The 24,277-nt window shown below is 55.6% G+C and carries 17 protein-coding genes; 7 read left to right on the top strand and 10 right to left on the bottom strand.

Annotation, left to right across the window (positions count from 1 at the left end; translation table 11 throughout):
• Positions 1-140 precede the first annotated feature (140 nt).
• The 3 genes from FAES_RS11455 to FAES_RS11445 form a co-directional block, all read right to left on the bottom strand.
• A complete protein-coding gene (locus FAES_RS11455) occupies positions 141-617 on the bottom strand; it encodes a DUF2214 family protein (RefSeq protein WP_015331377.1) in 477 nt (158 codons plus the stop codon).
• Positions 617-1,036 carry a DUF4267 domain-containing protein gene (locus FAES_RS11450; RefSeq protein WP_015331376.1) on the bottom strand — a complete coding sequence of 140 codons (420 nt, stop codon included), beginning with the start codon at positions 1,034-1,036 and terminating at the stop codon, positions 617-619. The genes FAES_RS11455 and FAES_RS11450 overlap by 1 nt, the downstream gene beginning before the upstream one ends.
• Before the next feature lie 74 nt (positions 1,037-1,110).
• Positions 1,111-1,686: a Crp/Fnr family transcriptional regulator gene (locus tag FAES_RS11445; protein WP_015331375.1), complete on the bottom strand. Its 576-nt coding sequence runs from the start codon at positions 1,684-1,686 to the stop codon at positions 1,111-1,113.
• A gap of 320 nt (positions 1,687-2,006) precedes the next feature.
• Here FAES_RS11445 and FAES_RS11440 point away from each other — a divergent pair, with 320 nt between their 5' ends.
• The gene (locus FAES_RS11440; RefSeq protein ID WP_229364464.1) at positions 2,007-4,571 is read left to right on the top strand and encodes a DUF7133 domain-containing protein; all 2,565 of its coding nucleotides are present in this window, start codon (positions 2,007-2,009) and stop codon (positions 4,569-4,571) included.
• Between the two features lie 364 nt (positions 4,572-4,935).
• Here the strand turns inward: FAES_RS11440 and FAES_RS11435 are convergent, their stop codons facing one another.
• Positions 4,936-6,267: a tetratricopeptide repeat protein gene (locus FAES_RS11435; RefSeq protein ID WP_015331373.1), complete on the bottom strand. Its 1,332-nt coding sequence runs from the start codon at positions 6,265-6,267 to the stop codon at positions 4,936-4,938.
• A 74-nt stretch (positions 6,268-6,341) separates the two neighbouring features.
• Positions 6,342-6,719 carry a recombinase family protein gene (locus tag FAES_RS11430; protein ID WP_015331372.1) on the bottom strand — a complete coding sequence of 126 codons (378 nt, stop codon included), beginning with the start codon at positions 6,717-6,719 and terminating at the stop codon, positions 6,342-6,344.
• A 488-nt stretch (positions 6,720-7,207) separates the two neighbouring features.
• On the opposite strand from FAES_RS11430, the gene FAES_RS11425 reads away from it, so the two are divergent.
• The 3 genes from FAES_RS11425 (at position 7,208) to FAES_RS11415 (ending at position 9,704) form a co-directional block, all read left to right on the top strand.
• Positions 7,208-7,408 (top strand): KH domain-containing protein, encoded by a 201-nt coding sequence (locus FAES_RS11425; protein WP_015331370.1) that lies wholly within the window; start codon positions 7,208-7,210, stop codon positions 7,406-7,408.
• A gap of 152 nt (positions 7,409-7,560) precedes the next feature.
• The gene (locus FAES_RS11420; RefSeq protein WP_015331369.1) at positions 7,561-8,217 is read left to right on the top strand and encodes an SDR family NAD(P)-dependent oxidoreductase; all 657 of its coding nucleotides are present in this window, start codon (positions 7,561-7,563) and stop codon (positions 8,215-8,217) included.
• 287 nt (positions 8,218-8,504) lie between these two features.
• Entirely contained in the window at positions 8,505-9,704 is a 1,200-nt protein-coding gene (locus FAES_RS11415; RefSeq protein WP_229364463.1) for a glycoside hydrolase family 2 TIM barrel-domain containing protein, read from the top strand.
• A gap of 20 nt (positions 9,705-9,724) precedes the next feature.
• Here the strand turns inward: FAES_RS11415 and FAES_RS11410 are convergent, their stop codons facing one another.
• Together FAES_RS11410 and FAES_RS11405 are read right to left on the bottom strand one after the other, a co-directional pair.
• Entirely contained in the window at positions 9,725-12,229 is a 2,505-nt protein-coding gene (locus FAES_RS11410) for a glycosyltransferase family 2 protein (protein ID WP_015331367.1), read from the bottom strand.
• A gap of 153 nt (positions 12,230-12,382) precedes the next feature.
• The gene (locus tag FAES_RS11405) at positions 12,383-13,609 is read right to left on the bottom strand and encodes an MFS transporter (protein ID WP_015331366.1); all 1,227 of its coding nucleotides are present in this window, start codon (positions 13,607-13,609) and stop codon (positions 12,383-12,385) included.
• Positions 13,610-13,726: 117 nt separating this feature from the next.
• Here FAES_RS11405 and mazG point away from each other — a divergent pair, with 117 nt between their 5' ends.
• Positions 13,727-14,557 (top strand): nucleoside triphosphate pyrophosphohydrolase, encoded by an 831-nt coding sequence (gene mazG, locus FAES_RS11400; RefSeq protein WP_041257781.1) that lies wholly within the window; start codon positions 13,727-13,729, stop codon positions 14,555-14,557.
• Positions 14,558-14,571: 14 nt separating this feature from the next.
• Here mazG and FAES_RS11395 read toward each other — a convergent pair whose 3' ends face one another.
• On the bottom strand, positions 14,572-15,276 hold the full coding sequence (locus FAES_RS11395; protein WP_015331364.1) for an SGNH/GDSL hydrolase family protein: 705 nt from the start codon (positions 15,274-15,276) through the stop codon (positions 14,572-14,574).
• A gap of 40 nt (positions 15,277-15,316) precedes the next feature.
• On the opposite strand from FAES_RS11395, the gene FAES_RS11390 reads away from it, so the two are divergent.
• Positions 15,317-15,895 carry a hypothetical protein gene (locus FAES_RS11390; RefSeq protein ID WP_015331363.1) on the top strand — a complete coding sequence of 193 codons (579 nt, stop codon included), beginning with the start codon at positions 15,317-15,319 and terminating at the stop codon, positions 15,893-15,895.
• A 127-nt stretch (positions 15,896-16,022) separates the two neighbouring features.
• On the opposite strand, the gene FAES_RS11385 is transcribed toward FAES_RS11390, so the two are convergent.
• Entirely contained in the window at positions 16,023-16,400 is a 378-nt protein-coding gene (locus FAES_RS11385) for a hypothetical protein (protein ID WP_015331362.1), read from the bottom strand.
• 307 nt (positions 16,401-16,707) lie between these two features.
• Here FAES_RS11385 and FAES_RS11380 point away from each other — a divergent pair, with 307 nt between their 5' ends.
• Positions 16,708-19,698 carry a serine hydrolase domain-containing protein gene (locus FAES_RS11380; RefSeq protein WP_015331361.1) on the top strand — a complete coding sequence of 997 codons (2,991 nt, stop codon included), beginning with the start codon at positions 16,708-16,710 and terminating at the stop codon, positions 19,696-19,698.
• A 353-nt stretch (positions 19,699-20,051) separates the two neighbouring features.
• Here the strand turns inward: FAES_RS11380 and FAES_RS11375 are convergent, their stop codons facing one another.
• The gene (locus FAES_RS11375; protein WP_262493806.1) at positions 20,052-24,059 is read right to left on the bottom strand and encodes a hybrid sensor histidine kinase/response regulator transcription factor; all 4,008 of its coding nucleotides are present in this window, start codon (positions 24,057-24,059) and stop codon (positions 20,052-20,054) included.
• Positions 24,060-24,277: the final 218 nt, after the last annotated feature.

Here is a 24,277-nt window from a genome sequence, read left to right as displayed (position 1 = left end):
TCTATTGGTCAAAAATAGTACACGGCCTGCCAGAGCGGCCAGCAAGGCGGCAGGTTACCCCATTGCCAGCTAGTGCGGAGTAGCTATGAAAGGCTCGGTCAGACTCCTCATTGCGATGACGATCGTTGGGCTTCTATAGGCTAGATGAATCTAAAGACCGCCAAGATGATAATGGTAAAAAACACCAGTAACTGACTGCTATGAAACCAAGTCAGCTTCGTAACCGCAGGCTGGATCGCTACAGGCAGACTGATCCCCTCCGATAGAAGGCTGTTTCTTATCTGCTTCATTTGCGGGCTGCCCACCAGCAGCCCATTCAGCGGCAGCAGCAAGATTAACCCCAGCTTTACTTGCAGCCAGAGCTGCTGTAAATAGACGCCCTCACTGAGTATCGTCAGGCCAATCCCGGAAAGTAACAGTATGCCCCCGCCGACCAATAAGAGTCGGCCTAAACCCGACAGCAGGCTGAAAAGGCTGAGGGCTGCCTTATCCTGCTTTGTCAACAGGCCTAGGAACGAGCGAAACACGACCCACTCAGTAATCGTGGTGCCAGCCATTATGACCAGACCCGACAGGTGCAGCACTAGCAACACCTGTCGGAGCGTGAATGCATCCATCAGGCAGTTAATTGTTTAGACTTACTGAATAAAAAATAACTCGTGATGACCATGTACACGGCCGTACCGCCGTGAACCAGCAGGCGGGGTAAGTCCACTCCGTTCTGTTGGTAGAGTAGCAGACAGTCCGTAAAGGGGATGATGCTGGCAGCCGTAAACACGCACGCGGCCGCCTTTTTCATTCGGGTCAGCCATAAAGCCAGTAAGGCTATTCCCGAAAAAATATCGCGTATCCCCTTGATGCGGCCATAGGCAAGGGCTGAATCAGTCAAGGGCCGTATCCCGAAATCGTCCATACTGATCTGGGGGGCCAACAAGAATCGGAGACCAATGAAGAGAATTCCCAGCGCGATGGGCAGGATCATCCAGTAGGATGGCGACCGCCAGCCCCAGGGGGCCAGTGCATAGTCTGTTTTCATAGTAATAAGCTTTGTGTTCGATTTTGATCACAAAGCTCACCACCCAAAAACCGCCCCTCGTTCACCCAAGTTAATTAATGCGCCTGAGCCATTCGTTTTCGAATGCGGCTCAGGGATTGGGGCTTGATGCCTACATAGGAGGCAATGTAATATTGGGGAATGCGCTGGGCTATCTCGGGGAACCGGGCCAGAAACGTCTGATAACGTACCTCGGGTGGGTCGGTGTAGAGGGAGTTGATCTGGTGAATAGCGCTCACAAAAACCTCGCTGATGGCCAGCCGGCCAAACCGTTCCCCCTGTTCAACCTGTTGGTACAACAGGTCCATATTAGCCTGGCTGATACTGTAGATGGTAGCGTCTTCCAGAACCTGAATGTTGGTTAGGGAAGGCTTCTGGGGCAGAAAGCTGGCGTAATCACATACGAATTCGCCCTCTTTGTTAAAGTAGCTGGTCTTCTCTTCCCCCTCGATACTGGTATAATAGCGGACCAGGCCCTTCTCAATAAAGAAGACGCTTTTGCAGACCTGCCCAGCCTGCAACAGGTGTTCGCCCTTCGTAAACGTATGTCGACGAACTAACGTAGCAATGATCGCTTCATCCGCTGAGGAGAGGGGAATATAGTGCTGAATGCTGTTGAGCAGTCGATTCATACTCAAAATAAGCACGGAATCACGTTGGTTGACCAGGTGAATGATGAGACTGTGTTTTTTACCAACTGCCAAATTCCATCAGTCGTGTACGATACACCTCCTTCGTGGCAAGTTGGGGCAGATCGGTACCGATCCAAAAAGAAAAAAAGGAACATTCACACCATACTTATCAAGTAGGTAATGCCCCTGGTGCTACTTAGGTAAGCAGGTTCACTGGATTAAAATCAATGATGTTACGGTCAATTGTAGTAGTAGGAGTAGGGGTTGCCACCCTCGGGTTAATGGCTGGAATGATAAGCAGGGAGTCAACGTCCTACAAAATGAATGGATCGCCGCTTCGGCAAGGAGCTGATACCTTGTTGAAAGCGGCCAGTTGGCCCGATGAGCTACTGTTAAATGCCTTCGCAGGCCCATCGCTAACGCCTAGCCCGGCCTGCTTAGCCGTGGCGCCTACGGGGGAAGTGTACGTGGGCGTCGATAAAATGGGATCGCTGGGCAAAGAGCCCGGTAAAGGAAGCATCGTGCGGCTCATCGATGCAAATAATGATGGGCAGATGGACAGCCATACGGAATTCGCTCAGGTCGATAATCCACGGGGAATTCTGCCGCTGGGCGATCAATTACTGGTGCTGCACACCACCTTTTCGCCGGAAACAAAGAAAGCAACCGGCATGGATCTGGTCGTTTTCGAGGATAAAAACCAGGATGGAGTCGCCGACGGACCGTCCAAACCCCTGATCCAGCATATCAGCAACGTAAACTTTATCCAGAAGCGCGGTACGGACCACGCCACCAATGGCATTCGGATGGGCATTGATGGCTGGGTATACATTGCAGTGGGTGATTTTGGGTTTCACAAGGCAGTTGATCGGACAGGCAAAGAACTGACTATGCTGGGGGGCGGTATTGTCCGGGTGCGGCCCGATGGGACCGAAATGGAGGTATACACGCACGGTACCCGGAACATCTACGACGTAGCCATCGATCCGTACATGAATACGTTTACCCGCGACAACACCAATGACGGAGGCGGCTGGAACATTCGGTTCTCACACCACATTCAATCGGGCGAGTACGGCTATCCCGCTCTTTTCAAGCACTTTACGAACGAAATTATTCCAGCGCTAGTCGACGTGGGCGGGGGGTCCGGCACCGGTTCGCTCTACATGGATGAACCTTCATGGCCCGAAAAATACAACCATGTACCAATGATGGCTGATTGGGGCCGCAACCAGCTTTACCTGCACCGGGTGACAAGCGACGGAGCCAGCTTTGTGCAAAAAGAGGAAGCCTTCATCAAACTCCCTCAGATCACCGATGTCGATATCGATGGCTCCGGGCGGATGTACCTGGCCGCCTGGGACGGCGCTGGCTATACCGGAAACCCTGGCAAAGGGTACGTAGCCCGGGCCGTTCCGAAAGACTGGACATACGTACCCTTTAGCAATGTGAAGAAAATGTCGGTCAAAAAACTGGTTCAGTTGCTGCGCTCCAACAGTGCTGTGGCCCGGCTGGCGGCTCAGCAGGAGTTGTTGGGCCGAGCCGATGCCAGCGTACCGAAAACAGTTTGGTCGATTGCTACCGATAAACAGTTAGCCCTACCTGGTCGCATTGCGGCCATGTACACGTATGCTCAGTCAGCTGGTAATGCCGGAATACCCAATCTGGTCAAACTAACGGCTGACGAAACGATGCAGGAATATGCGCTGCGCGCCCTGGCTGACCGCAAGACACTCGCTGCAAACGTACCGCTTGAGCCATTCCTGGCGGGCCTGACCAGTTCCTCGCCCCGCGTTCAGACCGCGGCCATAATTGGCCTTGGCCGCCTGGGCAAGCCCGAAGCGGCGCAAGCCTTACTACAGGTACGTATGCCCGATTCGTTCGTGACGCCCGCATCAGGCACCGAAGGGCCGCATGCTACCCCCAATTCGGCCATTATTCCGGCTCACCTGGCGGTACGGGCGCTGGTTAACCTGCAGGCGGTCGACGCCTGCGTCAACGCCCTCAATACGAATCAATCGACGCTGGCTCTTTGGGCGTTGCAGTATATGCATGACCCGAAAGCGGTAAATGGGTTGCTGATGGCGTATACCAAAACAACCGATGCTGCCCAGAAAGCCAAGCTCTTAACAGCCGTGGCCCGGCTTTACAAAAAAGAAGCTGATTACGATGGTTCGTGGTGGTGGAGCACGCGTCCTGACACTCACGGTCCCTACTACCGCGCTATTGATTGGGCGTCGTCACCACAGATCAAAACTTGGCTCATCGAGGAGTGGAAAAAGAGTGATCAGAAGCCCTTTTTTACCGAACTGAACAGCCGGCTTCGGCTGGAAATCCCTGAGTTTGGCGTCGAGGAAACCGTCATCGCCAAAGAGGAGCCCAAGGTTGACCTGGAAAAAATCAGAACTAAGAAAGGGCAGATTGGCGAGTCGTCGATTGAGGACGTCATGCTGGCCATGGGTAACATCAAAGGGGACGCGGCCTTGGGCAAAACCTTGTTCGCGCAACAGGGATGTATTGCCTGCCACAGTCTCAACAAAAACGAGCCCATGAAAGGCCCGTTCATGGGGCAGATTGGGTCAATCATGACCCGCGAGCAGATTGCTGAATCCATTCTCAAGCCGGACGCATCCATCTCGCAGGGCTTCGCCACGGTATTCATCACGGCTAAAGGCAATAAGAGCTACACGGGCTTCGTCACCGAAGAATCGGCTAACCGGATTGTCATGCGCGACATCACGGGGAAAGTCTACACACTTAAAGCGTCTGAGGTGGTTTCCCGTAAAGAGATGGAGAATTCAATGATGCCGACTGGCTTGGCGAATTCGTTATCCTACGAAGAATTCGCCTCATTGATTACGTTTCTATCTCAGCAGAAGAAGTGACACATCGCCTCGTTTTGGCTTTCGTTAACGGGTACATCCAATGCGTTGACTATTCGCTTTAGATGGCCGCTTCGGCGCTAGACTCCTTGAACTGTCTCAGAACAACCTCTTTACATGAGGTTGTGTATACGGCTTATCTTGAAAAAAAGTGCAATGGCAACCTGATTAGTCAGGTTGCCATTGCCTCTATCACAACACATACCAACGTTTACAGTAAGCCGCTTTAGCGTAATTAGGGGCGCTGTCTTGGTATCTGCCGCAAAGTTTACTCTTCTCAGTAATCGTATAGGCGTGTTTCGTAAGAAGTCCTAAAACCAACCATAACCCGCACTAAGGTAAAACTATATAGGCAGCTAGTAGGCTACTATCGGTTCAGTAGCTGCTGAAAATCGGGGCGCTTTCGCAATCGCCCCCAGCGAGTATCTGTTTGATAGGCCTTCGCTGAGACTACTTCTGATTTTTGTGGAGATCCCAGCGCCTTAGTTAGGTTGATAACGGCTGCTGAATCGTTACCTTGAATGCTGTATAGCTCAGCTAGCGAGTCCCAATAGTCACCGATATTGGGTGCCTGAAACGTCGCTCTTCTGAGGGCCTCCTCGGCCTTCTTATACTTCTTCTGACTCAAGTAGGCATATGCTAGCCCGTTATTCAGAGGCGCGCTCAGCGTTTGCTCCATCTGGTTCCGCTCAACCAGATCAACCAGCGACTTAAAATCATTTTCGTTGGTATAGAAGTTGGCTAAATACCGATTGGCCGTCTGGGGCAACTCGACTGCTTCTGACGGCAGGCCTGGCTCGCTGGCTTTACGCATATTCTCGATAAACAAGCGTTTATACTTCTGGATCGTCGGGGCATCTGCTTTCGCATGATAAGCCAAGGTCATGTAGATTTCGGCCCGGGTGTAATAAGCTAATCTATCATTTGGAAACCGCGTAGCGGCACTATCCGTCCAAGCAAAAGCATCCTCATAGTTTTGGCTGTTCAAGGCAACGGCAACCGAGGTCATGTAGAAAAAATAATCGTTCATCAACTCCCGGTGTTTTCTCAAATACGCATACGTCTTGTCAACCATAGCGTTGTCTTTTTTCACCATGTAATAGGTGATCAGCGCTTTGGGCGACCGCACCTTCATAATTTCCATCGCGGCTTTGTGAATCAGGTGTTGAGCGGGTTCGTTCTGCTCAACGGATAACGGCTGCGTGATCTGGTCGGTAACCTGTATTGCTACCGTTTGGGTAGAATCACTGAGCGTAATGTAGCCCCCAATGCTTTTATCTTTTTTGCCCAAGAGCGCCAGGATAGATTTGGTTACGGCTTTAAGGTTAAACCCCTCAACGGTAAGCTCATTCAAAAGCTCCGTTTTATCCTCGTTGCTACCGATCATGGACTTATCATTGGCATACATGCCATTCATAATCTTGTCGATCTCGTCGAGGATGGCTTGCTTGACCACTTCGCCGCTGTAGCCCTGCTCTACCCAAGCAGGAGGCACCTTGAAATCCTGTACATAGAAGATATTCCGCTTGTATTCTTTGCGGAGGTACACGCTAAAGGCAACAAAGAGCGTGAGCCACAATAATTTTGTTCCAACGCCAAACCACTTTTCGAATAACTCGAGCCAGGCTAATTGCTGAAGGCGCTTTAAAAAGGCCTTAACCCGTGCAGATGGCAGTTTAATAATCGTGTTTGTTTCCACTGGCTGAATTGACCAATAATCTTGTCGTGGTAAAAAAGCGTATACGGCTACGGGCTATCGTTGAAGGTATACGTCTAGCGTACTAATTGCTTGGCATCATCTGATGCGCCTCTAGGGTGTAAGTGCCTGACTAACGTTCCAGAACCACTGCCCAACTTTGTGCCTGTTGCAGGGCTGGTATTAATGTTATCCTGAACGGAAACGAAGTCAACCCCACCCTCTTCCAGTTCGTGGGCAATATCGATCAGGCGCTGAAGGCTACGTCCGGGCCGCCCGAGCTTTATTACCATGAACGTATCACCAGAACGCAGTTGCTCAGGCAGCATCTGTAGTTGGTGGTGGTTCATTTTGGCACCGTCGGCTTTTTCGATAAAGCGCTTCGGGCAACATGCTCGCTCAAAGACGTCGGTTTGCCGATCCTGGGTGCATACTCGGTAATAGCCAAAAATCATCGGGTTGTTTCCAATTTTGCCATCCGTTTACAAGATAGTGGAACTTGCTTACGGAAACCCAATTCTGGAAGCGGAAAACACAACGAAATAGGGGTGGCACCGACGCCACCCGTTTCCAGAAACGAACTGGTTTAGGAAAGCACAAGTGAAGGCTTACCTTTCCCTTCGTGGATTGAAAAACAATAGGTTAGCTCTATCAAAGTATTTCGTCAGGTACGTAACAAACTCCTTTCGGCGGGAATTAACTAGTGTCGCGACTCAGTTGGGCCTTCGAACCCAGCAGGTAGTTGACCCCGGTTGATTTACCCATTTTTTGACGGGAGCGTATTACGTTTCCGCGTAGTCGATACAGTCGAGGTACGTGTCACTTGATTGACAAATAGGTTAGTTACTTACTTTTTTATTCTTCAACTAATTGACATCCAAGCCATTCCATTTCACGTAAAAGAAAGTTACAGCCAGATTGTCAACGAACCATACATACCTACATGACTGCTCAACAGATTGTCGCTAATGGCAAACTGCGTACCGAGTTCAGTTCCGTGGCGGATGCACTTCGCTTCATCTACCGCTGTGATCGCCCGGCCGATTGGGCTCGCGTTCTGGGGAACAACGGAAAAATCTGGGTGCTGGCCGCCAGCTACGCCCAAATCCTGATTGCAGCGGGTTATGAATATGCGGGTAGATGACGTTGCTTTACCCTAGCCGGCCCAGGCATTTGGCGTGGTCGAGACCCCTTCAGCTCAATTGCTCACGCGCTTTTCCAGCAATTAGCCTACTCTAATCAACTGGTTGCGTGCGTATCTTACGGCCACAACGAACTGTGTTTCGCAGACCAAGTATGATACAACCGCATCTTCTGATTATTGGCGCCGGGCCGGGCGTAGCGATGGGTGTAGCCCGGCGGTTTGGCCGTGAAGGCTTCCGCGTTACGCTGCTGGCCCGTAAGCCCGACTCGCTGGATCAGCTACGCGCTGAGCTTACTGCATTGGGCGTCGACGTGGCGACGTATGCGGCCGACGTAGCCGATTTCGACGGGTTCCGACGGCGCCTTGAGCAGGCGGTTAATGAACGGGGCGCCGTTACGGTACTGCACTACAACCCCTCGGTCTACCGCGAAGCCGACGCCCTGACGCTCGACCCAGCCCTGTTTATGCAGGATATGCGCATCAACGGGGGCGGGCTGCTGGTAGCCGTGCAGGCCTTGTGCCCGGCCATGATCGCCGCCGGGTCTGGCACTGTGCTAGTGACGGGCGGCGGGTCGGCCCTCCACCCCTCGGGTCCGCTGCTGTCGTTGTCAGTGGGCAAAGCGGCCGTCCGAACGATGGCCGAATGTGTGCGCCAAACGCTTGAGCCGCAAGGCATTCATGTGGCCACCGTCACCATCAACGGGAGTGTGGGTAGCAACGAGCATTTCTCGCCCGATCGGATTGCGGAAGCCTTCTGGTCAATCCACCAGCAACCCCGCTTTGCCTGGACGTTCGAACTCATCCACTAACGGGCGGGCACGAAACGAGGCACCAGGAGCGGCTGCCGGCGCGTTTCGTTTGCGGCCCTACGCGGTCTTGAGAGGGACAACGGGGGGGCTCTGCTGCCAAAAAATCTGCTGAATGGTACGTGACTTGTTGGAGCGCAATGGGTCAAGATAGGTGCATGTTTTCCCCTGACCTATCTATCATGCGGTTGTTGCTGTTTTGCCTGTTCGTCCTCACACTTGGGGGCTGTCACGATACCAGCTCAACCCAACAACGCCTTCCGGGCGACGCCAGCCAGCCTGCTACAGCTGTGCAATCCACCGCTACCGGCTTTACGCTGCTCCGACACGGCAAACCGTATTTCATCGAAGGGGCGGGTGGGGTACGTTACTTCGATCGCCTGAAAGCCTGCGGCGGCAATTCCATTCGGATTTGGGACGATAACGATGCCGAACGGGTGCTCGACGAAGCCCAGAAACTCGGCCTGACGGTGATGCTGGGCCTGTGGGTCGAGCGGGAGACCGAAGGGTTTGACTATAACAACGGCGAGGCCATTCAGAAACAGCAGGAACGCATCCGGCAAACGGTGTTGAAATACCGCAACCACCCCGCGTTGCTGATGTGGTGCGTAGGCAATGAAGTGGGTCTGTATGCCACCAACCTGCATGCCTACGACGAGATGAACCGGCTTATGCAGCTAGTGCACAAACTCGACCCCGAGCACCCGGTAACCACGGCGCTCTCGCTCGACAGCAGCCGCGAGGTGTGGCTGTTGCGCGAACGCTGCCCCGACCTCGATATCCTGTCGGTCAATGTGTACGGCGAAATCGATAAGCTGCCCCAGCGGCTTCAGGAAGGCGGCTGGACAGGCCCCTATATTTTCTCGGAGTACGGTGCCAAAGGGTTCTGGGGCGAGTCAGGTACGTCGCCCTGGGTGACGCCCGTTGAGCCGACCAGCCAGGAGAAATACGATTTTGTGAAACAGGCTTACAAGCAGCATATCGGCTCCCGGCCACCCAAGTGCCTGGGTTCGTACTTTTTCTATTGGGGCAACAAGCAGGAGGAGACGAGCACCTGGTTCAGCGCATTCGACGAAACGGGGCGCGAGTCGGCAATGGTCGGCCTGATGCAGGAGCTATGGTCAGGTACGTCGCCCAGCAACCGTGCGCCCATTATCAAAGCCCTGCGCGTGAACGGTCAGTCGATGCCTTTCCGGGAGTTCACGGCCTCATCGACGCTCCAGCTAGCCGATGTACTCGCCACCGACCCCGACGGAGATACGTTGACGTATCACTGGGAGATCAAGCCGCAGGCGCAGCAGAAAGCCCATTTTATGGGCACCGCCATGCCGGCGATCGAAGGCCTGACGCGCTCGCCCATCAATGGGCAGCGGCTGTCATTTGTGCTGCCGTCGACGCCGGGCCCCTACCGGCTGTTTGTGTTTGCCTACGATCAGCACAACCACGTCGCGACGGCCAACCTCACCTTCCGGGTGGTAAAGGGGGACTGATCCTCCCCCCTTCGCGTTGTTTAGTCGAAGATAACGCCGCGAACCTGCGGGTAACGCTCGTGAATCATGGTGAAGGCCTCGGTTTTCCAGTTGGCCCCCTCGGGCGACTGGGGCGAAGCGGTGGTCCCGAAGTGCGTAATCAGCACGGGTTTCTGCCGAATGCTGTACGCCTTGTGCATCCGAATGGTGTTGTGCGTTTCCTGAAACAAATAGGCAAACGAGTGATGCAGCGAATCGGGGTTCTGCGCCGGATTGTCGTAGACCGTTACCCCCAGCCAGTCGACGTAATCGGCCCCCGGATATTGCTCTACGATGGTGTTGGGGCGCGATGGACACCATACCCAATACAGGTTGTAGGCCCGCTGATCGCGCAGAAACGTGACCACATACTGCCAGGCTTTCCGATACTGTAGCAGCGTAGACTGATGTTGCATGCCCCATGCCTGCGTCGGGTCGTCGAATTCGGGCATCAGGCTGATGAGCACCAAGCCTGGGTACGTGCGCAGCGTAGTGGCCAGCCGAAGCAGCGGGGCGTCGTAGCGACCGTTGACCACATCTCCGAGAAAGACCTGCACGGCCCGCTCGGTATTGGGCTGGCCAATTTCCGGCTCCAGATACAGCAGGGGCAACTCGCCGGGGTTGCTGTTCAGTTTGGGCGACGCAATGGATTCAAACGTGTTGAGGGGCCAGTTCAGGTGTTGAGGCACAATGGTTTGTCCGCCCGGCTGCAACGCACTAACGGCCTGCTGCGGCGTTTCGCTGCCGAAGTAGAACGGCTGCGTGTTGGCGTACCGAAGCTCATGGGGTAGCTGACGCGTTTTTCGCACCACGGTGTAGGCCATAAGCCCACCCGCCAGCAGCAGCAGTGCGCCAAACAGGGGCAGCGCCGACCGCCGGAGCCAGCCATACAGGCCATAACGCACCTGCCACATCACCACCCGGCCCGTGTGAATCGACGACTGGCGCAGGCTCAGCCGGTCGAGCCAGCGGATGGCCCTCAGCACGAAGGCCTCCTGCCCAACCAGCACGTTGATACTCAACACGGTGGCATTGATAAAGGCAAAGCTCAGCATCAGCAGCACGAACTCGTTTCGAAGCGCAAACCGCCAGTAGTGGAAAATGCTGTAGCTCATAGCCCCCATCGTGGCCAGCAGCATCAGCAGATTCGGCAGTATCAGCGTGAAGTTGTTGCGGGGTCGGTCATCTTTCGGCGTGGGAATGTAAGGCACTTTCACCCGGAAAATGGTGTAAATCAGGCCAAGTGTATAGACCCACCACGTCCCGCTGGCGAGCATGCCGCCCACGAGGTGGAACCCCGGTTCGTGTTTTTCGATGAGCCAGCGCTGGGCGTATTGTCGTACCAGAAAACCCGTCAGTAGCAGGGGCGTATAGACGGTACCAAACACCAGCAGATCGAGCCGGATGGGCATCTCCATCAATACCAGCGCCCCGATGGGAATCAGCAAGTCAAAGAAGTAGACGAGGCCCAGCAGATAATAGAGCGGCAACGTGGTGTAATGCACTTTCTGGCGCAGCGTGAGGCCGCTGAAGATGCGCGGCAGGGTCGTTACCAGCAGTTCGAACGTACCCCGCGACCACTTCAATTGCTGCTTGTAATAGGCCGCCATCGTGGCCGGCACCAGCCCGTATGACAGCGGAAGCGGTACGTAGGCCGACTTCCAGCCTTTCGCGTGCAGCCGCATGGCCGTGTGCATGTCTTCGGACAGGCCGTTGGCGTGGCCACCGATGCTGTCGAGGGCCGTGCGCCGGAAGGTGCAGTTGGCCCCAATCGCCTGCGCCGTGCCGTAGTGCCCCATGCAGGTCATCATCGGGCCGTAGAAGCTGTAGGTCTGCTCGGTAGCCCCGAAGGCGACAATGCTCTCTTTCTGGTTGTAATACCCCTGTACGCACTGTACAAACCCGATCTGCGGGTCGTTGAAATACGGCAGGACCTGATCCAGAAAATCGGGTACGGGTACGTGGTCGGGGTCGATGACAAGGCAAATGTCGCCCGTGGCTTCCTGCAGGGCGTTGTTGATGTTACCGGCCTTGGCGTCCTTTTTTTCGGTGCGCGTCACGTGCCGTACGCCCATATCGGCACAGACCTGTTTCAGATACGGGTCGTTGGCTTCGTCGCACAGGTACGTGGTGTGGGGATAGCGAATGCGCTGAATGGCTTTCAGCGTATTGATCACCATGTCGTACGGCTCACCGGGGCAGTAGGTCGTCAGCACGTCGACCGTCAGCGGATGATCGATGGTAGCGGGGCGAACGGGCGGTTTTACGTTCCAGTAATGGTACCACTCGTGCAACAAGCGCAACAGCTTGAAAACGACCGAAATCGTCAGCAGCACGTACAGCCACGAATACCCCACATTATCAGGTTGGAAGTACACCCACCCAAACGCGGCCATGAACAACAGGCCGACAACAATCAGTATGCGGACGGGGCGCTGGTCGCCGGGCGATGACGTAAAATTATACTGGGCATTGGGAGAGGCGTCGGTAAACGTCGGCCATTTCATTTGATGTGATGGATTAGGGACTCTCTACAGGTCAGGTAAACGTCGAGTTGTTGGCGGCACGTTACCGAAAAAAACGCATCGACAACACGCCAACTGAACAAGGCTCTGTTTTTAGACTCTATTTGGGGGTAATGTCACGTTGATGTGACCGACTCAGGCCGTGCTTTCGCCTTTATTGATGAAACGGACTAGAAAAATCCAACCCAGCAGCGCCATAAAGCCGGCCAGAACCAGGGGAAGCCGCAGGTCAATGGTTTCGATGTAGCCCGCGATAATGGGCGGTAAGGCAAACGAGGCCGACAGCACCGACTGGTTAATACCCAGAATTTTGCCCTGCTCACCTGCTCCCGCACTGGCCGACACCAGCGCCGTGGCGTTGGGCGACGTCAGCCCCTGAAACAGTGCCATCAGCGGAGCCACCAGAAAGACCTGCCAGGCCTGCTGAGGCAGCAGAAAGCACCAGAGCGCAATGGCCAGCCCCAGCACGCTCACCCGCACGATCTGCTGCGGCGTGTACTGGCTGGCGACCCGCCGCACCACCAGCCCCTGCATCAGCGCGATGCAGATGCCCACAAAGCCAAAGTACCGCCCGATCTGCACCTGATCAAAATCAAAGCGCTTGAGCAGGTAAACCGAGAAAAACTGGGTGTAAAAGTTGAAGCCCAGCGCATAAAAAAATACGCCCACGAACAACAGGCGCAGTCGGGCGTTCCCAAAGGCCTCGGCGATGTTCCGAAAGCCCGTCAGCGGCGTGATGGGCCGGATGAGGGGTGCCGCCAGCGTCTCGCGGAAGGCCACCAGCACCATCAGCAGGTTCAGGATCGCGAGCAGCGCGGCCGCATAGAACGGCGTGGTAAAGTTGAACCAGGCTACCGTTTTTGGATTAGCCAGTTCACCCCCCAACGTGGGGCCAATGATGAAGCCCAACCCGAAGGCGACGCCAACAAGGCCAAAGTTTTTGATGCGCGACGCCGGGTCGCTCACGTCAGCAATGGCCGATTGGATGATAGCAATGTTACCACCGCCAAGGCCATACACGATACGGCTCAGGAACAGCAACGACAGGTTGCGTTGCTGAATCCCCAGCGCAAAAATGAGGTAACCGGCCAGCGTGAGGCAGAGCGAGAAAATAAGCATCGGCTTCCGCCCGTACCGATCGGATAAGGCGCCGAGCAGCGGGCCACCGAAGAAACCAGCGATCGAAAACGAGGCCAGCAGAAACCCCAGGATCACCGTACGCTCATCGACAGGATAACCGGGTGGTAGCAATCCCGAATCGGGCCGGAGCAACAGTGGCGTGATGGTAGGCGTGGCAATACCCACGCCAATCACGTCGAGCAAAACCGTAACGAAAATGGTAGTCAGGGGTAACCGATTCATAAGCAACAGATAAACGAGCGATAAAAGGCCGGGCGGTTTTGTACAGCAACTCACTCGCTAAGCTAGCCGTTCACGCGTTCATTCTTTCGCGCTTTCACTCTTTCGTATCTTTACCGTATGACTTTCGATCAATTACCGCCGCGTCGCCAGGAGCAGCTAATGGCTTTCAATCGCTTGCTGACGATCATGGATGAACTGCGTGAACAGTGCCCCTGGGACCGCAAGCAAACGCTGGATAGCCTTCGCCACCTGACGATCGAGGAGACTTACGAACTCTCCGACGCCATTCTGGAAGGCGACCTCACCGAAGTGAAAAAAGAAATCGGCGATCTGATGCTGCACATGGTCTTCTACAGCCGTATCGGCTCCGAACAACCAGCCGACTCCCCTACCCGTTTCGACGTGGCCGACGTGCTGAACAGCATCAGTGAGAAGCTCATCCGCCGCCATCCACACATCTACGGCGATACCGTTGCCGATACCGAAGAGCAGGTAAAGGCCAACTGGGAGCAACTAAAGCTGAAAGAAGGCAACAAGTCGGTGCTGGGTGGCGTGCCGCAGTCGCTACCGGCGCTGGTGAAAGCCATGCGCATTCAGGAAAAAGCACGCGGAGCCGGTTTCGACTGGGAAGAGAAAGAACAGGTCTGGGAGAAGGTGGAAGAGGAAATGCAGGAGTTTCGCGCCGAATTCAGCCACGACAACGTACCCAGCGCACCGGAGCAGGCCGAACGCGCCGAGGGTGAGTTTGGCGACCTGCTGTTTTCGCTAGTCAACTACGCCCGGTTTATTAACATCAACCCTGAAACGGCGCTGGAACGGACGAACCGGAAGTTCATCAAGCGCTTCAAGTACCTCGAAGAGCAGGCGCGGGCCAACGGTCGGCAACTTAGCGACATGACGCTGGCCGAAATGGATGTGTACTGGAATGCCGCAAAACGGATGCCATAAGGCCCCGGAAGGCCTTATTTGAGCAGTTTATCTACTAAGGGGAGCGCTTGCCCGGCCCACTGCTTCATTTGCTTACCCGAGTAGTGCAGTCCGTCATTGGCAAACTGAGACGCATCGCCAGCCGCCGCCCGACTCAACGGCGTGATGTCGATGAAAGCGACTCCCGCCTGCTGGCTTTCGTCGCGTGCGATGGCGTTGAAGGCGTCGATTTGCTGGCCAATCTGCTGACGATCACGCCCTTCAGCGTACGGCGACTGCCCCCAGTCGGGAATCGACAGCACGACAACGCGGTCGGGACGCTTGTTGGCGTAGCGGATGGCTGTTTGCAGCAATTGCCGAAACTCCGTCCGGTAGCGGTCGGTCGGTTGGCCCCGATACTGGTTATTCACGCCAATCAGGAGCGAAACGAGGTCGTAGGTCTTCTGGTTACCAGACGCTTGGATGGCCTCCTGCAACTCGGCCGTTGTCCAGCCTGTGCGGGCAATGATGTCGGGGTCGGCCAGATCGACGCCCTTCTGACGGAGCATGCGCGCCAGCTGGACCGACCAGCGGTCGGCTTCACCGACGCTTTCACCGATGGTGTAGGAGTCGCCCAGCGAGAGAAAGGTCTTGGCGTTGGCGGAGGGTGGCGTGGTCATTTGCGTATCGGCGGCTTGGGTGCAACAAAGGCATGTAACCGCGAAAATCAACGTTTTTAGGGCATTGGCAAGATCTAGCATAGTATTTGCTCTGGCAATGGTATTTGCCTACCCATAATTCATGCTCAGATATACAGCCAACGCTATGGATGAAACTGTCAGCGCACATTTGTCCGACTTCTTCAATGGTAAAATCACCCCGGAAGCCTTTGAACAGTGGGTTGGTCAAACACCAGAATTGAAAGAACTGGTAACAGAAGATGACTATTTTCGGCTGATTTCGACTGATTTTAAAGTGGCTGATGCCCGCCATTCGCTGGAAGACCTCCTCCGCAAGTACATCGACTGGGCACAGTATGAACGAGAGAAACTGGCTGAAACGCTCATGTGCATTATCTGGAAGGATAAAGCGATTGATGCCTTACTGGATACATACCAACGGTATATCAACGGACAGCGATTTCTGCATACGCTAGGATACAAATACGGCAAGCTCTTTGTTCCGGCCGACGCTCCCCGATCGCTGCGGCGCAAGCTCACTGCCGAACCCGAGCCGGTTGACCCTCAGGCCCTCTTCGAAAAAATATACCCCGACGTCAAAGCCGAAGCCACCCGGATCCTGGGTCTGCTGTTGGCCGAACGCATTCAGTTTACTGGTACCTACACCATCGGCGGCTGCGCCGAATACACCGAATCATAAAGGCAGGCGTAGCAGCTTGCCAACACCCGTTACTGAAAAAGCGGCTGGCTCATGAGCCAGCCGCTTTTTCAGTAACGGGTGTATAGTCGTCTAATCTTGGCTACGTAGTACGTTGATTGGCAATTTATTAGCGGCTGGCCAGGGTACCCATGTGCTGCGGGGCTCTGAACCGCAACCGGGCGGTATAGACCTGTTCAACATAGGCTACCGGCTCAGTCGGCACAAGACGCAGGTTCATTAGCTGCTGGGTCAGTTCATCGTTCAGCGACTGATCACCGGTAAAGATCTGCGGGTTCTTGACGCGATTCCGTTCATCGAGCCGAAACTGTACCACCACCACGCTGTTTTCTCGAGAGGCCCGTAACGCCTTGGGTACGGTTAATCGGTCAGCTAATTGCTGTTCCACGCTCGCCTTTGGGGTCGTGTTCGGCTTCTTAACGGGGTTGGCGGTTGCGCCTGCTGCAAGCAGCCCACTCAGTATCATGGTAAAAACAAGCGTTTTCATGATGATGGCAGGTTTATAACTCTTCGTTCATGTAATAATACAAACTTTCGGTCTCAATGTTAAGCGAATGTTAAGAAAATGTTAGCCCAATGTTATCCAGCCTCTTCTCGAACGTACCCAGCCACCGTATTGCCCCGCTATCCGGCGACAAGCCGCTCCTACCAGCCGCCCAAGCGCTACCCACTCCTATTCGCCAACGGCCGCGGTCATAAGCCTATCGGCTGACGAGGGAAATGGTGACCAACAGCGCAGCATTCCCGTCGGTTTGTCCGTACTTTTGAGGATTGCCAATCCATCTCATTTCTGCATGACTGCTCTTCGTCGGATAATTGCCGCGCTTACAATACTCCTTGTCTTTTCGTTTCCGCTGCTGGCCCAAACGCGAACGGCCACCCGCCCTACTCCCCCACCCTTTCTGCGCGATACACTCGCGGCCACCCGTTGGGCCGACTCCATTATGGCCGATCTGCCGCTCGAACGGCAGGTAGCGCAGCTGATTATGGTGGCGGGGTACTCGAACCGTACGCCGGGCTACGAAGATTCGCTGACGACCCTTGTACGTACCCACCAACTCGGCGGGGTCGTGTTTTTTCAGGGAGGGCCCATGCGGCAGGCGAAGCTGAACAACCGCCTGCAAGCCGCCTCGAACGTACCCCTGCTGGTAGCGATGGATGCCGAATGGGGCATCGCCATGCGCCTCGACAGTACCGTACGCTACCCCTATCAGATGACAATGGGCGCCATGCCCGCCTCGGCCGATAACCTCATTTACCAGATGGGTGCTGACCTTGCCCGGCAGGCCCGACGGCTAGGGATGCACGTCAATTTTGCGCCCGATGCCGACGTGAACAACAACCCCAACAACCCGGTCATCAACTTCCGGTCGTTTGGCGAAGACAAGTATGCCGTAGCCCGCAAGGCGCTGGCCTACCTGCGCGGCATGCAGGATAACCGCCTGCTAACGAGCATCAAGCACTTTCCCGGCCACGGCGATACCGGCACCGACTCACACTACGACCTTCCCTTGATCAACAAAAGCCGGGGGCAGCTCGACAGCCTGGAACTGTATCCGTTCCGGGAGTTGATCAACGCCGGGGCGGCGGGCGTGATGGTGGCCCACCTGAGCATTCCGGCTCTCGACACCACGCGCAATCGCCCGTCGACGCTGTCGCCCAACATTGTGACGAAGCTGCTGAAGAATGAATTGCAGTTCAACGGCCTGGTTTTCTCCGACGCTATGAACATGAAGGGCGTGACCAAATACTTCCCTTCGGGCCTGGCCGACCGGCGCGGGATGGAAGCCGGGATGGACGTCCTCGAGTTCACCGAAAATATCCCGATGGCGATCAGCCAGATTTGCCAGGCCGTCGACGACCGCACGGTTACAGCCCAGCAAATTGCCAACCGCTGCCGCCGCATGTTGCTGGCCAAATACTGGGCGGGCCTGAACCGTTACCAGCCCGTGGTGCTCGATAACCTGCTGGCCGACCTGAACCGCCCGGAGTCGGAGGTGATCAACCGCCACCTCACCGAAGCCAGCCTGACGGTGCTGACCAACACCCGGAACGTGCTGCCCCTTCAACGCCTCGATACGCTGCGCATTGCGTCGGTGTCGGTTGAGGCTACCGCGCCTACGGTGTTCCAGAACCGCCTGGCCGATTACACGACCGTAACGCCCTACCAGATTAACTCGAAGGCCACCGACGCGCAGATTGCCGCGCTGCTGGATTCGCTGAACCGGTTTAATCTGGTGCTGGTGGGGGTTCACCTCAACAACATCCGGCCAGGCGCGAAATACGGCATCCAGCCCCGCACGGTCGAACTGGTACAAAAACTGACCAACACGGGCAAAGCCGTCGTGACGGTTTTTGGTAACGCCTACGCGCTCGACGCCTTTACCGACGTGGATCAGGCACGGGCGCTGGTGATGCCCTATCAGCTCACCACCCATACGGAAGACCTGTCGGCCCAACTGATTTTTGGCGCGATTGGCGCGGCGGGTCGCCTGCCCGTGACCGTCAATCAGCAGTTCCGGGTGGGCGATGGCAAAACCATTGCGCCCATCGGCCGTCTCAAATACACCATTCCCGAGGAAGTAGGCATCAGCAGCACGTACCTGGCGCAACAGGTCGACTCGGTGGTGAACCAGGGCTTGCAGGCCAAAGCGTACCCCGGTTGCGTGGTGCAGCTGGCGAAAGACGGGAAAGTGATTTTCCGTAAGGCGTATGGGCAACACACCTACGACACCAGCCTGGGTGGTGCCGCCGAGCCTACCCGCCTCGACGATCTGTACGATTTTGCGTCGGTCACCAAAGTCAGCACCTCAACGCCCGCGCTGATGCGGCTGGTCGATGCGGGCAAGTTCAAGATTGACGGCACGATGGGCCAATACCTGCCTGCTTACAAGAAATCAAACAAAGACACGCTCCGCTGGCGCGACGTGCTGACGCATCAGGCCAAACTGAAAGCCTGGATTCCGTTCTGGCAAACGACCAAAAACCCCGACGGTACGTTCAAGAATAAAACGTTCACCAACGTTCGCTCGAACCGGTATCCGATCGAAGTGACCGACAGCCTCTTCCTGTTCAAAAAGTACCCACGCACGATTTTTAAGGCGATCAAAGACTCCCCGCTGAACGCAAAGAAAGAGTACGTCTACAGCGACCTGTCGTTTTATCTCTACCCGCAGATCGTGCAGCGGATCACGGGCGTACCGTTTGAAACGTACCTGAAAGACAGCCTGTATGCGCCGATCGGGGCCACCACGCTTACCTACAACCCGCGCCGGTTCTACCCGCTCAGCCGCATCGTACCGACGGAATACGACTCATTGTTCCGCAAGACGCTGATCTGGGGCCGTGTGCACGACGAAGGTGCCGCCATGCTGAATGGTCTGTCGGGCCACGCGGGTCTGTTTGGTACGGCCAACGACCTGATGAAGCTGACGCAGCTGTACCTGCAACGCGGCCAATACGGCGACCGGCAGTTGATCCGTCCCGAAACGATTGCTGAGTTTACCCGCTACCAGTTTCCTGAGTTGGGCAACCGCCGGGGGCTGGGCTTCGAGAAACCCGCTTACAAATACAACGGCAATGCCCCCCGTCTCGCCAGTCCGGCTAGTTACGGGCACTCGGGCTTCACCGGTACGTTCACCTGGATTGACCCAGCCGTTGGCCTGAACTACGTATTCCTGTCGAACCGCGTCTATCCAACGCGCAACAACAACAAGATCACCGAACTCGGCATCCGCACCGGCGTAGCCGACGCCTTCTACCGGGCTATCAACCGGGGAATTTGATAGCTGATAGGAACTGCAACGGCCTTGAAATTTGAGGGCCGGTAAGATGCCAAGATTGGGTAGCTTGCCGATAAAAGAAAATCGAGCGGGCTACCCAATCGCAACGGCAAAGCTGGCAGGCGCAAGGTCTGCTTTAGGGGCCGCTCTAAGTGAGGCGGTCGGGTTTAGCGGCATACGCATGGCACAGACCCAAAAGCATCTGCCAAGCTTTATCGGCTAATTAATTGACTGTTAGTGCAGGACGAGTCATAAACAGGTGCTTCCTGATAGTTTTAACAAAGTTCATCCAATAGGGAAGGCAATTAGAGAGATCATGCCTCACTGAAGTCGGTATGGGTTGTCTGCCGACAATATCAGGCTTGATCTTTTGCTGACAGGTGTTCCGTTGGAGCGTGGCCAAATTGTTTTTTGAAGGCCCGACTAAAATAGCTCCGGTCGTTAAAGCCAACCCGGTAGCCCGCTTCCGATACTGTCACCTGCCCCGTTTCCAGCAACTGAGCCGCCCGCTGCAACCGGATGTAGCGGATAAAGTCCCGCCCGGCCATGTTTGTCAGGCTTTTGAGCTTGCGGTAGAGCTGCATCTGACTCATATTCAGCAATTCCTGTAACTGATCGATGTCAAAATTGGCATCATCGATATGCTCTTCAATGCAGGCTGTGGCCCGCTGCAGAAAGGCTTCATCAACATTCGATAACTTGACATCGCTGGGGCGTAGCCATACCTCCTGGCCAAACGCCTGCCGCAGCCGTAGCCGATTGGCCAGAAGGCCTTGCAGGCGCCCCCGCAGGAGGGCCGCACTAAAGGGCTTGGTGACGTAATCGTCGGCACCCACATCCAAACCAGCCAACTGACTGGCCATGCTCGCTTTCGATGTCAATAGAATGATCGGAATATGGCTCGTCTTTTCGTCGGTCTTCAGCAAGCGGCACAGCTCGGGGCCTTCCAGTTCCGGCATGATCCAGTCGGTAATGATGGCATCGGGAATGTGCTGCCGGGCGAGTTGCAGCGCCTGTTCACCATTGGTTGCGGACAGAACCCGAAAACTGGTTTTAAAGAGATCGGTCAGAAAGGCGTTCAAGTCAGGATCATCTTCGGCAATCAGCAGCACCTGGGCCTGTTCCGGAATAGATGCAGAAGACAAATCGGGAATGACCTGATCGATCAGCAGGCTAGGCGGGTTTGTCTCCTCGTCAACGAACCAGCTAGCCTCAAAAGCGTCGGCCCGGACGGGTATGCGTACCGTGAACGAACTGCCTTCGCCGGGTGTGCTTGCCACCTCAATACTTCCCCCGAGCAGCTCAACCAGTTCCCTCGTCAGCGAAAGACCGATACCCGTACCCGACGATTTACCGGTTTGCACCTGATAGAAGCGCTCAAAAATATGCGACTGCTCTTCGAGCGACATGCCAATACCCGTATCGGTGACCGTCAGGAACAGGTGGTCTTGCTGCACGTGGCCCGTCAACATTATTTGTCCCCCGTCGGGCGTATGCTTCACCGAATTGGACAGCAGGTTGGTAACCATCTTTTCAACGAAATCCAGATCGGACCAAACGCTGCGTAAGGCCGGGTCCAGCTGACTTTTCAGGGATATGCCTTTAGCCCGGGCTACCTCCTCGAACGAGCGCAGAATAGCGTCGACGTGCTGCACGAGGTTGTTACGCCTGATCTGCGGCTTCAAGGCACCGTTCTCCAGCTTCGAGAGATCCAGCAACTGGTTGATTAAGCGAAGTAGCCGGTTGGCGTTGCGGTGCATCACTTGAAACTGGTGCTGTAAACGATCCGCTGGCGGTAATTCATCGGCCAGTAGCTTCTCCAGCGGGGTCAGAATCAGCGTCAGGGGCGTTTTAAACTCGTGGGATACGTTCGTAAAAAAGCTGGTCTTGGCTTCATCGAGCTGCCGGATGGCCTGGGTACGCATCTCCTGAATCTTCACGTCGGCCCTAAGCTTTTCCTGCACCCGGATAATGTGCCGGATCAGCACGACGATCCCGATTAACAGGGCGATGTACAAACAGATAGCCCATCGGGTCTTGAACCAGGGCGGCTGCACGGTGATGAGCAGGTGCTGCTCAGGGCCCCAGGGCTGGTCTGTCTGGGCAGCCTTGAGCCGAAACAGGTAACTGCCGGGCGATAGGTTGGTATACGTCGTGTTTTTCTCCGTATCTGTGTAGCGCCAGTCCGGGTCAAATTCATCCAATTTGTAGGCATAGCGGACGTGGCGGTTCCGGCCCCAGCATAAAGCGCCAAATTCCAGCGTAAAGACGGTCTGTCGGGGAGTCAGGGTAAGCTCAGTTGTCTGGGCCAGTTCGACAGTAAGAGGCGAGTCGGCTCCACCAACAGCCACCGGTTTGTTAAACAAGGCCAGGTCGGCCAGATACGCCCGGGGAGGTGGTAGCGGTTTGAAGAACTGGTCGGGATGCACCAGCACCAGCCCCTGCGTGCTGGCGAAGGCAAGGTCGCCATTGGGTAGCCGCACACTGCCGGGGTTAACAAATTCGCGGGTCGGTAAGCCGTCCGTCTCGCCGTAGACGGACATCCGGCCGCTCGAACGGTTCAGGCGCGTGAGGCCCTCGGTCGTACTGATCCACAGGTTGCCGTGGCGATCCTCTTCGATGGCCGCAATCATATCGCCCGCCAAGCCGGTTTGCCTGGTGTAGGTCGTAAATGTCTCGATTCCGGGCCGCCTGCGGTTAAGGCCAGCGCCATTGGTCCCCACCCACAGGTCGCCCGCCGAATCCTCGAACAGGCAGGTGATATGATTTTCGCTGAGACCACTGGTTTGGGCCGTAAGTTGCCGAACCTGCCCGCTACGCCGATCCCAGACAAACAGTCCGTGGTCGTAGGTGCCGAACCAGAGCCGTTTTTGCCGATCTTCCCACAGACAGGTGAATGTAATAAAAGGGGATGTATGCAGGATACGATGAATGTGCCCCAATGTATCGACCCGGTTTTGCTGTGGCGTATAGGCGCATAGGTGCTGGTCGTTCCGAATCATCCAGACTCCTCCCTCTTGCTTATTTGCAAACGCGGCGACGTGCCCATCCGGGAGGCCGGGTAGGGGCAGGCGACTGAGCCCCTTTTGTGCGTGGTATAAACCAAGCCCGCCCTTCCAGAAGCTAACGTAGAGATGGCCGCTCCGGTCGGAGAACATTCGGTAGACGTCACGGCTGCCAAATGCCGCCGGAATGGGTACAGTTTCAATAGGCTGGCCGTTGTTCGGTAGACGAAGCAACCCGCGTACGGACCCTATCCATAGGTTTCCGGCGGTATCCGTAGCTACAGCGGATACTTTCGGCGTGACGAGTCGGCGCGGTCCGGCAGGACGTTGACTTATTACTTCGAGCCGAGGCGGATCAGCATACCACACGTTGAGGCCGCCTTCCCAGGTGCCTACCCAGACATTACCCCGCCGGTCGGTCAGCAGCGACTGAACCGCGTGGGTCGATAAGCTTGACTCATCATTCGGATCAGCCCGCAGGACTTGTACCTGCAACGGCTGGTTGGGCAAAAAGCGGCGGATTCCGTCGTCAGTGCCAATCCACACCGTATGGTTTTTATCTTCAGCGATGGCGGTAATGATGTTGTCACTCCGTTCAGAGTTGACCGCTCCGAAGAGCTTGGCCGCCTGGCCGCTACGCTCATTCAGGGTATAAAGCCCATGGTTCCGGGAGGCCAGCAGCAGCAAGCCCGACTGCGTGCGAAAAAGCGCCGTTATCCGCTTCGAACTGCGATACTGTCTGGCTGCATCAGGTAAGCGATAGATGGTAGCCAACGTACCGGCAGCATTAAAGCGAGCCACAGTGCCATCGTCTGTTCCAAACCACATACTTCCATCCCGATCGGTCATGGCACAGGTAATCACCTTGGCTGCTCCTGCCGATTTGGGTAACAGAAACTGGCTTGCCTGATTGGTTTTTGTATCGACAACCAGCCAGCCACTGCCTAGCGTTCCGGCCCAAACGCGCCCTTGCCGATCGGTAGCCAGGCAGGAGATGCTCCATTGACTGACGTCGAGCCCGGCGGTAGTCCGCTCGATAGGGCTGAATGTGCATCCATCGGGGTTGAGCCGCTGTAGCCCCCGCGAATACGTACCTACCCAGAGGTGACTGGACAGATCCTCCCCTAACGCCACCACATCGCTTCCCCGCAGACTATTCGGTTCACCAAAACGATGGCGGAACGTACGAAACGACTGTCCGTCGTACCGGTTGAGCCCATCACGCGTGGCAATCCACAAAAAGCCTTGTCGATCCTGATAAATGGTATGAACCGTACTATGGGTTAGCCCCTGCAGGGGACCAAGGCGCTCAAAACGTACTTGGTGATTTTGGGCCGAAGCTAACCTGCTCCACCCCATCACGCCTACAAGTAGGCCCATGAACCATGAACGCCAACCCCGATGAGACTGCCGTAAGGTGAGCGAGAAGGCAGCCATAATCTCCTGAAATATGTATTGGTTGAGTGATACTTATACACCTAAAAAGTCAACTACCTCCATTTCTACCGGTAAACGCTGCTTCCATAAATACCGCCTGTGTAGGGCATCTCGCCAAGTTTGACATCAGGCTGCTGAAC

The sequence above is a fragment of the Fibrella aestuarina BUZ 2 genome, from assembly GCF_000331105.1.
Taxonomy (GTDB): Bacteria; Bacteroidota; Bacteroidia; order Cytophagales; family Spirosomataceae; genus Fibrella; species Fibrella aestuarina.
Note: the sequence above shows the minus strand (reverse complement) of the source record. Positions and strands in the feature narration are given on the sequence as shown.